This is a genomic window from Bacillus safensis FO-36b (assembly GCF_000691165.1).
Classification (GTDB): domain Bacteria; phylum Bacillota; class Bacilli; order Bacillales; family Bacillaceae; genus Bacillus; species Bacillus safensis.
Map to the genome: position 1 here is coordinate 584,738 of NZ_ASJD01000001.1, position 12,033 is coordinate 596,770.

14 protein-coding genes are annotated in these 12,033 nt (G+C 41.7%); 8 read left to right on the forward strand and 6 right to left on the reverse strand.

Annotated elements, in window-relative coordinates:
* Positions 1-10: 10 nt before the first annotated feature.
* Positions 11-1,339 (reverse strand): CoA-disulfide reductase, encoded by a 1,329-nt coding sequence (locus tag BA81_RS03010; protein WP_034280326.1) that lies wholly within the window; start codon positions 1,337-1,339, stop codon positions 11-13.
* 189 nt (positions 1,340-1,528) lie between these two features.
* On the opposite strand from BA81_RS03010, the gene coaA reads away from it, so the two are divergent.
* Complete coding sequence (gene coaA, locus BA81_RS03015; RefSeq protein ID WP_024428044.1) at positions 1,529-2,488, forward strand: type I pantothenate kinase; 960 nt, start codon at positions 1,529-1,531, stop codon at positions 2,486-2,488.
* 33 nt (positions 2,489-2,521) lie between these two features.
* Here coaA and BA81_RS03020 read toward each other — a convergent pair whose 3' ends face one another.
* The 4 genes from BA81_RS03020 to BA81_RS03035 all read right to left on the reverse strand — a co-directional run bounded on the left by BA81_RS03020 (position 2,522) and on the right by BA81_RS03035 (position 6,154).
* Positions 2,522-3,757, reverse strand: a complete 1,236-nt coding sequence (locus BA81_RS03020; RefSeq protein ID WP_024428045.1) for an MDR family MFS transporter — start codon at positions 3,755-3,757, stop codon at positions 2,522-2,524.
* A gap of 199 nt (positions 3,758-3,956) precedes the next feature.
* Positions 3,957-4,301: a YolD-like family protein gene (locus tag BA81_RS03025; protein ID WP_034280328.1), complete on the reverse strand. Its 345-nt coding sequence runs from the start codon at positions 4,299-4,301 to the stop codon at positions 3,957-3,959.
* A 15-nt stretch (positions 4,302-4,316) separates the two neighbouring features.
* On the reverse strand, positions 4,317-5,549 hold the full coding sequence (locus BA81_RS03030; RefSeq protein WP_034280330.1) for a DNA polymerase IV: 1,233 nt from the start codon (positions 5,547-5,549) through the stop codon (positions 4,317-4,319).
* A 155-nt stretch (positions 5,550-5,704) separates the two neighbouring features.
* Entirely contained in the window at positions 5,705-6,154 is a 450-nt protein-coding gene (locus BA81_RS03035) for a YfmQ family protein (protein ID WP_024422888.1), read from the reverse strand.
* A 279-nt stretch (positions 6,155-6,433) separates the two neighbouring features.
* Here BA81_RS03035 and BA81_RS03040 point away from each other — a divergent pair, with 279 nt between their 5' ends.
* The 5 genes from BA81_RS03040 (at position 6,434) to BA81_RS03060 (ending at position 10,107) form a co-directional block, all read left to right on the forward strand.
* Positions 6,434-6,913 carry a GNAT family N-acetyltransferase gene (locus tag BA81_RS03040; RefSeq protein WP_024428048.1) on the forward strand — a complete coding sequence of 160 codons (480 nt, stop codon included), beginning with the start codon at positions 6,434-6,436 and terminating at the stop codon, positions 6,911-6,913.
* The gene (locus BA81_RS03045) at positions 6,910-7,884 is read left to right on the forward strand and encodes a GNAT family N-acetyltransferase (RefSeq protein ID WP_034280332.1); all 975 of its coding nucleotides are present in this window, start codon (positions 6,910-6,912) and stop codon (positions 7,882-7,884) included. Before BA81_RS03040 ends, BA81_RS03045 begins: the two co-directional genes overlap by 4 nt.
* 79 nt (positions 7,885-7,963) lie before the next feature.
* Positions 7,964-8,290 (forward strand): iron-sulfur cluster biosynthesis family protein, encoded by a 327-nt coding sequence (locus tag BA81_RS03050; protein WP_024428050.1) that lies wholly within the window; start codon positions 7,964-7,966, stop codon positions 8,288-8,290.
* 12 nt (positions 8,291-8,302) lie between these two features.
* A complete protein-coding gene (locus BA81_RS03055) occupies positions 8,303-8,542 on the forward strand; it encodes a YqkC family protein (RefSeq protein ID WP_034280334.1) in 240 nt (79 codons plus the stop codon).
* A 302-nt stretch (positions 8,543-8,844) separates the two neighbouring features.
* Entirely contained in the window at positions 8,845-10,107 is a 1,263-nt protein-coding gene (locus tag BA81_RS03060) for a response regulator aspartate phosphatase (protein WP_034280335.1), read from the forward strand.
* Positions 10,108-10,133: 26 nt separating this feature from the next.
* On the opposite strand, the gene BA81_RS03065 is transcribed toward BA81_RS03060, so the two are convergent.
* Positions 10,134-11,060 carry an alpha/beta hydrolase gene (locus BA81_RS03065; RefSeq protein WP_034280338.1) on the reverse strand — a complete coding sequence of 309 codons (927 nt, stop codon included), beginning with the start codon at positions 11,058-11,060 and terminating at the stop codon, positions 10,134-10,136.
* Between the two features lie 123 nt (positions 11,061-11,183).
* Here BA81_RS03065 and BA81_RS03070 point away from each other — a divergent pair, with 123 nt between their 5' ends.
* Complete coding sequence (locus BA81_RS03070; protein ID WP_034280341.1) at positions 11,184-11,408, forward strand: YqkE family protein; 225 nt, start codon at positions 11,184-11,186, stop codon at positions 11,406-11,408.
* Positions 11,409-11,592: 184 nt separating this feature from the next.
* Entirely contained in the window at positions 11,593-12,000 is a 408-nt protein-coding gene (locus BA81_RS03075; protein ID WP_227001668.1) for an LCI fold-containing protein, read from the forward strand.
* Positions 12,001-12,033 lie beyond the last annotated feature (33 nt).

Genomic DNA, 12,033 nt, shown 5'->3' on the forward strand with positions numbered 1-12,033 from the left:
GTGACACTTTCTATATCCGTCTTGCCGCTTGCTGAAGCGGGTCCCATACACTGTTAAAAGGCGGTGCATAGCTAATATCTAAATCTTCAAGATCTGTTATGGTCAGCTCTTGGTAAAGGGCAGCCGCCACGATATCGATCCGTTTATCTACACCGTTTCTGCCGATGATTTGGGCACCAAGCAAGGTACGGTCATCGCTTCTGTAAATCAGTTTCACTTTCATTTTCTGCGCTTCTGGGTAATACTTCGCGTGATCTGTACTATCAATGGTGATGACGGAGAAAGGAATGTCTGCCTCTTTTGCTTCTTTTTCTGATAAGCCTGTTCGTCCCGCTGTCACGTCCATAAATTTCATGACGGCTGTTCCAGTCACGCCTTGAAATGCCCGGTTTGTTCCTGTCATATGAAATCCTGCGATTCTCCCTTGTTTATTCGCAGTTGTGCCAAGCGGAATATAATCCAGTGATTTTTTGATGCGGTGGTAGGTCGCCGCGCAATCACCGGCAGCATAAATGTCTTTTATATTGGTTTGCATGTATTGATTTACTGCAATAGCGCCATTTTGAAGGCGCTTGATTCCGGTATGATGTAAAAAGGAGGTTTGCGGAGTGACGCCGATGGCCATGATGACCATATCTGTTTGAATGGTTTGTTTGTCTGTGATAACAGCTGTGACATGTGACTTGCCTTCTAATTGCTGTACCGTTTCTCCGAGCGATACGTGAATGCCCTTGGCGTCAGCCTCTTCTTTAAGGTGTTTTGCCATATCGGAGTCAAAGCCCGGGCCGAGTGCTGCTCCCCGCTGAATGATATGTACGTTCTTTCCGAGCGCTTTTAAATTTTCAGCCATTTCAAGGCCGATATATCCACCGCCAATGATCGTGACATGTGTGACGTCCTTTTTTAAATGGTCTAAAATGGACAGCGCATGCGGGATGGTTTTTAATACGTGTACGCCTTCTAATGGCTGGCTGTCTAAATCCAGTGTGACAGGGCTTGCTCCTGTCGCAATTAAGAGGCGGTCATAGCTTTCTGTAAAGGGTTCTTTTGTTTTCGTATGATGACCCGACACTGTTTTTTGCTCTGGGTCAATAGAGGTCACTTCGTGTAAGCATCTGGCGTCAATTCCATATTTCTCGCGAAAGGTTTCGGCACTGCGTGCGATCAGCTTTCTGTGATGATCAATGAGACCGCCGATCAAATAGGGGAGTCCGCACTGTCCATATGAGAAAATCTCTCCTTTTTCAAAAGCAACAATGTGTGCATCTGGATCCTCTCTATATATTTGCATAGCGCAGCTCATTCCTGCTGCGTCTCCGCCAATCATCACATATTTCATTTGGTTTGCTCCCTTCTATCTATCGTACTGAATACTCTTATTTACCCTCATATTCCTTTTTTTAATGCTTTTTTTTTGCAAAAGAAGTAAACTTTCGTTGAAAAATAAAGACAGCGCCTTCATTTTAAGCTACAATCGGATTATCGTCTTTTTGGGTTACGAGTTTAGTGAAGATTGGTGGGAAAGACTTTGAGTGACACGAGACTAGATTTTAATACGCTATACACGCGCCATACGAGAGAGGCTTGGGCAGCTCTTGGAGAATATATGCCGGTATCTGTTTCAGAAGAGGAAGCGAGAGCGCTGCAAGGGTTAAATGACTATTTATCGCTGGAAGAAGTTCGAGATATTTACATACCGCTTATTCGTTTTTTGACATTACATGTCTTTGCAGAAAAACAAAAAAACCAGCATGTGAATGCCTTTTTAAACTACCCGCACCATGCCAAAATTCCCTTTTTAATTGGAATTGCTGGAAGTGTAGCTGTCGGGAAAAGCACAACGGCTCGTATCATTGAAACGCTTTTATCGAGGCTTGGAGATGGGCTGAAGGTGAGTCTTGTGACAACAGATGGCTTTTTATATCCTCAAAAAGAATTAAAGGATCGAGGGCTGATGGAAAAGAAGGGCTTCCCGGAAAGCTATGATGTCAAAGCCCTGCTGTCTTTTTTGAATGAATTAAAATCAGGTAAACAAACTGTGCATGCCCCGGTATATTCGCATCTGACCTATGACCGGCTAGAAGGGGTGTATGAAACAGTAGAGGATGCGGATATTGTCATTATTGAAGGAATCAATGTGCTCCAATCACCAGCGCTGGATGATCTGAAGGATGAACCGCGTGTGTTTGTATCAGATTTCTTTGATTTTTCGATTTATGTAGACGCCGCTGAAACGCAAATTCAATCATGGTATAAAGAACGATTTCGTTTGCTAAGGGAAACAGCCTTCCAAGACCCTGAATCCTTCTTTCATCAATATAAAGATTTGACGGATGAAGAGGCAGATCAAATGGCAAGCACGATTTGGAATACCGTGAACCGCCCAAATTTATATCAAAATATTTTACCGACAAAATATCGGGCTGATCTCATTTTGAAAAAAGGGGATCAGCACAAGGTGGAAGAGATCGCCATCCGCCGGGTATAAAGAAAAAACCGCTCAAACGAAAGAGCGGTTTTTTTAATGATCTCCACTTACTTTAACAGCTATGGCTGCTGCCGATCGCTTTTTTAGACGGTAATATCCAATGAGTAAAAATGGAACGCCTGCGATGGTGATCATTGACAAGACCGTAAAAATGGAGAGGGGATGGGCTGCGCCAAAATAGTCAATACACAGTCCGCCGACAAATGGTCCGATGACGCTGCCGAGCTGAGAAAATCCCATCGCCCCAAAGTACGATCCCTTCACTTCAGGCTTTGCAATATTGTCTACAAAAAGATCCATCATCGCAAACAGCAGAACCTCCCCAATCGTAAACACGACAATGATGAAAGCAAGCATGCCGAGACTCTGTGAAAAAGCAATGGCAAACAAACTGCCGGCAAGAAGAATATTCCCGGTGGTCAGCGACAAAATGGTGGAGTAGCGCTTCGCAATCATGATGAGCGGATATTGTACAACAATGACAACCACTGCATTTAAAGATAAAAGATATCCAAACAGTTTAGGACCATCCTCAATCATAGGTGACGCTGATAAGTATTGAGGCAGCGTTGAGCTTAAATGCGAATACCCGAACGAACATAAGGTAACGCCGATGAGGATGATGCTAAAGACCGTATCTTTTTGGATAATGGAAAGGGCTTTTTTGACGCTGATTTGTTTCGTACTTTCTGGAGCAGCAACTGGATGCTTCTGAAATTGCCAGGCCAGTGTTAATCCATATAACAAATAAATGAAGGCAGCGACAAGAAATGGAAATGTTGTTTTCGATGATCCTAGATATAAGCCAAGCAGCGGGCCGAAGATCACCCCGATATTAATGGCCGTATACCGTAAATTAAAAACAAACAACCGAATACTTGATGGGGTGACATCGGATAAGAGTGCCTTAGACGTCGGTTCAAACAGTGCCCGGCACAGTCCATTTAAAGCGTTCATGAGAAAGAAGACCCAAATGGCATCTGCAAACGCAAAGCCAACAAAGACAAGTGTCCAGCCGAAGATGGATAGAAGCATGACCTTTTTCCTGCCGATTCGGTCAGAAACATAGCCGCCGTAAAAACTCGCCACGATCCCAATAAGGGAGCTGACGGCAATGATTAACCCAGCTGAAGAAGCTGAAGCCCCTTTGACTTGTGTCAAATAAACGGCTAAAAAAGGAATGCTCATGGACGTCGCCATTCGGCCGAATATGGTGCCGATGATGATCGTCCAACTAAGTGGATGTAAAGTACGTAAGTTATTTTTCATGATGTTTCTCCCCTGAGTGTTAAGATGTTCCAATCATACATGAAAAATTGTGCAAATTAAATACACAATTTGATGGAGGAGACATCCGCCATAGGACAGAGGAGCCTTTAATGGCCCCGCAAATTCGAAGTCTTGTTTTTTTCTCCCGGTGCTTCTATGTCTTTTAGTATGCTGATTCGTACGATCACTTAAAGACAATTTAATCAAGATCAATCGCGACAATTTGCTGCAAGGACAGGTGGAGAACATCTTCATCATTGACGATTTTTATGCGCCGGGTTTCATAATGAATGGCTTTCACCCAGCCCCAAAACTGCTGTTTCATACCTGCTGCAGCATATGTCACGCAAATCGCTTGATCCTCTGTAATCGACTGTGTGATCAAAAAATTCATTTCCTCTAGCTGATCAGTGCTCAGCGGAGGAGGCGTGTATTCTTTTTTCTTCCGTTTTTGAGCAAGCAGCTGTTCACGGTGCTCTGGGAGCATCATTCGGCTTGATTCCCACATGATGTTGTATCCAGGTGTTAATTTATTGGGATTCATGGCTTTTCGCCTCCGTTATTTGTAATGTCCACCAATTTTTTCGGCGCGGTGATACGCCTGCCCTGCGCTTGTTAGTGACGAAGCGTGCAAGAGTGCAGCAGGTCCATACTTCATATGGATCGCATCAAATACTTTGCTGAGTCTGTCTTTTTTTAAATGGTGATCAAATAAACTCAGCTGATATTGGCTGTCAGGCTGCAGCTGCGAGAGAGTAATACCTACACTGCGAATGGGCTGGCCGTCCCAGTGCTGCTGACATAGCTGAATAGCTGCTTCTGCAATATCTGTCCCATACTGTGTGGGTGAATGGAGCTTGATTTGTCTATGAAATCCAGTCGGATGAGAAAAATCAGCACCTCTTACGCCAACAGACACCGTTTGCCCAACATAATGCTTAAAGCGCGCACGTCTTGCCACTTCTTCACTCAATTCAAGAAGGGCGACTTTGATGTCCCCAAAGGACGCATAATCATGGGGAAGGGTCATATGATGCCCAACCGCTTTTTGCTGATCATGTGTGTGAAGAGTGACCGGGGAAGGGTCGTGTCCTAAAGCAGTTCGTTGCAGAAGCTCCCCGTTGATTCCCCAGCGTTTTTTTAGCCGGTCTAACGGATAAGCAGCAAGTGTCCCGATGGTACTGATGCCCATTCGTTTTAAGTGGTGCTCCATCCGTTTGCCGACACCAAATAATTTTCCAATCGGAAGCGGCCATAAATCAGCCGCAACCCGGTCTGCACGAAGTTCATAGATGCCAGATTTGTTTTTTTTAGCAAAATGGTCACAGGCCATTTTAGCGAGCACTTTATTAGGACCAATACCAACACGTGCGTAAATGCCCGTCTGGTTCATAATGGTCGTTTGTATATTTTGAGCGATCTCGCGGGGTGAACCGAGTAGTGTCACACTCCCTGTAATATCGAGAAACTGTTCATCAATTGAATAGGGTTCGACAAGATCTGTGTATTGTTCAAGCAGTTCTGTCATCATGACAGAGACATCAAGGTAGCGCTGCATACGTGGACGTACAACGACGGCTTCAGGGCATTTCTCCTTTGCTTCCCATAATCTTGATGCATTTTGTACGCCCCGTTTTTTAGCGAGCGGGCAGGCCGCAAGTACGACCCCGCTCCGCCGCTCGGGATCTCCTGAAACGATGAGCGGCACATCCTTCAAATGGGGAGCCTCCACTTTTTCGACTGACGCATAAAACGACTGCATATCCACAAGCAGAATGGCTCGTTCATTCATGATTTTCACCTCTTAGAACGTATGTTCTGTATACATTTTAACCGCCAGAAGGTGAAATTGATACTGGTAAATCATTCAAAGAGAAGAGTGTAAATCATCCATACAAAAAAGACGAAGTGTCTCCACTTCGTCTCATCTGTGTAAAATGAGTCATTTTAAGCATGTGCCAAGTTGTTGGATGTTTGGAGCGGCTCAGAACGCAAACGATAGGCCGTTAGTTTTTTCTTAGGCTTATGGGTAAACTGCCGCACCACATCCACGTGGTCATCGTAATGATACAGATAAAGGGTTACATCATGCTTGCCAAGCTTTGTTTGCATGGTAAGCGGCGCCGGTCCTTCCTGTGGATGAAGAAAACGCTCTTCATCACCAGGGTAAATATAGTAGCGTTCAATAAAGATCGCATCATTAAAATGTTGAATAATTTCAGATGTTTGCTGATCATCGAGTGGACGTCCTTGAAACGTCATCGTTGTTTGATCACTTGTTACTTTTGCATGCACCGCATAACGACTAAAAAGGCGTTCAACAACACCCGAAGGCAGCGAAGTGACAAGCAACTTTAAAAGACTAAACACAACAAGTGAAGTAACAATCCAAACCAATATCATCATCTCCAATAAACGTTTGTTCCATTTCCTATATGATCCATCTTAACATAACAAAAGAATAAAACTTTCGCACAAAAAGTGAACTTTTTGAAATAAGTGTGAAGATTTAAAAGGAGATGACAGCGAAAGAACGAAGAACCAACAAAGCTGAAAGGAAAAAAGGCTGATACATCACCTTTACAAACAATTGATCAGACAGGTAGACTATTGAAACAGTTGATTTTTTGTGAAAAAAGAGCGTTACAGCTAAAAATGAAAAGGGGCGAGGTCATCATGATACGTCAAGTAAAGCCGTCAGATTTTTATGCGGTCACATCCGTCATTCAAAGCTGGTGGGGAGGCAGAGATTTGCGCGCAAAATTGCCAAAGCTATTTTTCGAACATTTTCAGCAAACAAGTTTTGTTGTTGTTGAAAAAGGTGAACTGATCGGCTTTTTAGTCGGTTTTTTATCGCAATCACATTCAGATGAAGCGTATATTCACTTTGTCGGGGTACATCCAGACCACCGGAAATTAAAGATTGGCAAAATTCTCTATCAAGCGTTTTATGAAGCGGCTGAAAAGGAAGGAAGAACGACGATTAAGGCCATCACAGCTCCTGTCAATAAAGTCTCGATTGCTTACCATACAAAGCTCGGTTTTCAGATAGAAAAGGGAGATAAAACAGTGGATGGCATTTCAGTTTTTTCAGATTACGACGGCATTCATGAAGACCGGGTGCTATTTGTGAAAAAGCTGGAGGCGAAAGCATGATCATCAGACTGGATCAAAAAAATAAAGAAATAGCAAAAGAGCTGTTACATATACAATTAGCCGCATATCAGCGGGAGGCAGAACAAATTGGCTATCAAGATTTACCGCCCTTAAAAGAAACGGTTAAAGACATAATAGAAACAGATGAGATTTTCATAGGATTTGAAAAAGAGGGGCATTTGTTAGGGATCGCTTCATATGAACTGCATGACGATCGGATCATCCTCAGCCGGTTAGCTGTGCACCCACATCATGTCAATCAAGGAATCGGGACAGCGCTCCTGCAATCCATTATCCAGCATCAAAAAACAATCGAGCTCACAACAGCAGAGGCAAATACACCAGCAATCAAGCTTTATGAAAAATTAGGGTTTAAACAGAAGGCCCGTTTGCAGGTGGAAAACAATCTGATGTTAACAAAGATGGAACGTTTGATGCTTCGAAAGGTGGAAGTGATTGAATACCAATCGAGCTGGCCAAAACAATTTCAAGATGAGCATGACAAGCTGAAAAAGATAGTTGGCGACAACTGGGTATATGGCCACCATATTGGCAGTACGTCAGTCATAGGAATGGCGGCTAAGCCAATTATTGATATCTTGCTAGAGGTGAAGCATATCAGCAGCTTAGATGAGTGTAACCATCTGTTTCGCCAGCTTGGATATGAACCGCTCGGAGAAAATGGACTCAAGGGAAGGCGTTTTTTTAGAAAAGGCGGCTTGAACCGAACACATCACGTTCACGCCTATGAAGCCGGACATGATGATGTAAAAAGGCATTTGGTGTTCCGAGATTATTTAAAAGCTGCACCTGACCGTGCCAAAGTCTATGCAGATAAAAAGCGTCAATTGGCAAAAGCCTATCCTGAAGATATGGCAAGTTATATCAAAGGAAAAGATGAGCTCATTAAAGAAATTGAACAAGAAGCGTACAATTGGTCAGACCAGTTAAAGACAAATGATCAGACATAAGAGCTGACAGGGCGTGAACATGTTTAATTGATGACTGATATGTTACAATGTAACAATCAACGAAAAAAGGATGTTCGGCATGTATATTCATATAACAGAACCAGCAGCAGCGTTCCTTACAAAACAACAAGCAGGGCATGAAACAAAAGAACTGCTCCTTCGATATGATTCAGATGGGTGCGGCTGTGCGGTAAGCGGTGTCCCAATGATTTGGCTCACAGGCGAAAGAACAGGCGAATGGGAAGAACTCAAGCATAATCAGCTCTTTAAGCTGTACATACACACAGCACAAAAGGTCTTTTTTGACGAGGAAATGACGATTGATTTTAACGAAAAAGCCAACACACTCATGTTGAAAAGTCCTCAACAAATACTCAGCCCGAGAATGGGTATACTTGTAAAGTAAGGTGGAAATGTAGTGGATCAAAAGCTAAAAGCAATACAAAATACGGCAAAAAATAAAACATGGGTGTCGTTTTTAAATAACAATCATCCCTATAGCCTTTTGCACTGGTCAATAGGTGGAATGGATTCGGTGAAAAAGGACGTTTGGCTTCTTCAAGATGAAGTCACATTTGAAACAGAAGAATTTCCAACGCTCGATTTAGCTGTCAATTGGATCAAAGAGAATATGGACCAAGTAACAGATGTATTATAAAAGCCCTTTTTCGAAAGGGTTTTTTTCGTGCGTTCATCATCTCATCACACCGTATGGCTGTCTAATCCGGAAAATGAGCTTTTGAGAACGGAAAAACCCGTTTTTCAACAAACAATTCGACAAAATGAGCAAGCTGGAAATAAAAAAATAATGGCTGTAAATGCCGAAAAATAGGCATTTGCAGCGTTTATTGCGGGATACCGAAAACTTTGCGAAAAATGACTTTTCATATTTCTTCCATTCGAGGAAATGTGATAGAATACAACATGTATCGTATATGAGAAGGGAGGTGCTAAAGTGAATTGAAGCTCAAGCTGTCATCGCCTCAGGTTGGAATCAAAATAAACGAATGGTATAGGCAGATTTGCGGATTTCATGTGATGAAAGCAGAGAAGCTGAAGGCGGAGATCGAGCAGGAAATCCTGGAGATGGAGCAGGATCAAAACTTATTATTGTTTTACCAGCTGATGGATTTTCGCCACAAGGTGATGCTTGAATATTTTGAACCGGCAAAGAAAGCCTCGAATGATGAAGAGATTAAGAATTTGCTAGAAACGATTGAACATTCACAAACGAAATTAACGGATATGCTTGAATACTATGTTCATTTTTTTACAGGAATGTTTGAATTTGAACAGAGAAACTATTTAAGTGCCATTGCTTATTACCGCTCAGCAGAAAAAAAGCTCAATCTCATATCAGATGATATAGAAAGAGCAGAATTTTACTTTAAATTAGCAGAAATTTACTACCACATGAAACAAACCCACTTTTCGATGCACTATGCCTTGCAAGCGTTAGATACGTATTCTGCCTACAGAACGTACACGCTGAGAATCATCCACTGTGAATTTGTCATTGGTGCAAACTATGATGATTTGAAATGCTATGAACATGCATTGCCCTACTTTAAAAATGCTCTAAAGCGAGCACGCTCAATTGGAAACCCTCGAGTCATAGGTTCGGCCCTTTTCAACTTAGGTAACTGTTATTATCAAATGAACGATCTTGCGGAAGCAAGGCGTTATCTGAAAGACTCTATTGAAGTGTTTGAAAAGGAGAATTTAACCCATCTTAATCGCTCTCTAGACCCACTATTTATGCTGACACAAATCCTGTTTAAACAAAAACAAATAGAAGAGTCATTAACTCTCTATCAACAAGGTATTATAAAGGCCTGTGAATTAGAAGATGAAATTTACATCTGCAAATTTCAATTCTTAAAAGCATTGTACGTTGATGCAGACATAACAATCATAGACGATACATTAGACCTGCTCGAGGACAAGCGCTTATACCCAGATATTGAGGAATTGGCACTTGATGCGGCTCATTATTACAATGAGCTTGGACTGTTTGAAGTATCTACCCGGTTTTACGAAAGGAAAATTCAAGCCATATCAAAAATTCAAAATGGGGGTCATTTATATGAAAACGAGTTTGATAGTTCTTTTATTGGCAGCAACTGCAGGATTATCGGTCATGAGTCAGCAACAATCGGAAGAGAGCCATATGGAGCTTGCGGGCAGACACCATACAACAGTGGTGACTATCGCATAAGTTAGCTCAAAAAGAGGGGACGAACTGCTGTTCATTCTCCTCTTTTATTTTCATTCAATTCAAATCTTTGAAGAAATGCTTGAATTTCTTGCTCATAAGCTTCCTTATTTTCGCTAAAAGACATTGCATGCGCACCGTGTGGCGCAATAAATAACTGTTTGTCACCCTTTTTTCGTGTATATAACTGCTGACTTTGCTCACAGGGGATATAGTCGTCATGGCGGCTATGAATAAAAAGTACAGGTTCTTTCACCTGGTCGATCACATCAAGAGGGGAAACTTGCCGGATACGGTATCCATCCCGCCATTTTAACACTTGATCACTTAGTGGAAGAATCCATTTTCCTGAAAGGCGAAAATCTGTTTTTAATCGATAAAGAAGCTGGTCCTCAAAAGAAGCAAAAGGGCAGTCTGCTATGTAAAAATTGGCGTTTGCTTCCGGCTTTGCGGCATATAACAAGGTCGTGACTGCACCCATTGATTCTCCGTGTATCCCAATGATGGCACTTTCTCCGAGTTTTTGTCTGAGCCACTTTACGATCTTTGCTAGATCTTCTTTTTCATAATATCCATAACTTGTGGTTTTCCCGCCGCTCATTCCATGTCTTCTATGATCATAAAGCATCACATTCCATCCGAGCTTTTGGAATAATTTCATATACTTAACGGAGTTAATCAAACTGACTGTAACACCGTGGCAAAGGACGATTGTGCGTGTTGTATGTGGATACGGCACAAAATAGCCATGGAGATCATAACCAAATGCTGAAGGAATACACACTTTCTCTTTTTTAAGCTGTTGAAATTCCTCATGATGATAATGGCCTCCATCTGATTCTCGTTTGATGAGCTCTTCATCCGTTAATTTTCGAATATACATCATTTTATTGGTGAAAAAAATGCCGATTGCAGCGAGTGGACATAATATGAAGGCAAATATAGCGATCCATTTCTTCATCTAGCCGATTCTTCCTTTCCGGGGTTTTTTCTATGATGATCATACCACATCTTGGGAGATTGGCGTGCCTCTTGCTCAGAAAATAAAACGGATGATACACTAAGTCAAAAGGAGAGAGGCACAATGAAAAAGACCAAACAAGATCAAGCAAAATTAAAGGACGGCATAAACGATGATGTCAAACAGCAGCTTCTTCAAATGAAGAAAAACCTTGCCGTCGAGACAGAAAAAAGAGAAGAACAAAAACGACAAGACCTCCTTCGGCAGCAGAAAGAAAAAGAAAAAAACAAAAGTTTTTCAGAGCTGCTAGATGAAAGCCATTTAGACTGGAGAAAGTATAAAAGCTAAAAAAGAGGGCGATGATGCTCTCTTTTTTTCTTAAGATAGATCCACAGCAGAAACATAGAAGTGTTTAAAAAGAAAAGCACTTCTTCCCCCTTCACATCACTTCATTTCAGAATCGTGACAGTATGATATTTACAGTCAAACGAAACGAAATCCCATAACTTGTGTTTAAGATAGAAGTAAAAAGGTGAGTATTGAATTATTTAAATTCCTTTTTATTGAAAATATGGTTATTAATACCCTTTTGGTAGAGGATCATTCTTCTTATAATGAAGGTGTATTACAAAATTTGGGAATGGGGATGATTCACATGAAATTGAGAAAAACAATGGCTGGAGTCGCTTTATCTTTAGGATTGCTTTTACCTGTTTCTGGACAAGCTCTTGCTACAAATGATTTAACGAATGCGGATTTAAGTACAAAGGCTACTTCAATTGTTGATTGTTCTGAAACTCCTTTTAAAGGTGGAGACAATCGATTATGTATGTATTCAAGTAATGGCGTATTTGCGAATAATTTCCAACGTTTTGGTACTACATTTCACCTTAAAGGCAAAGCCGGAAATTATGCATATTATGAAAGTGCAAGTAGATAAGACAACGGGGCTTTTAGCCCCTTCTTATTTTTA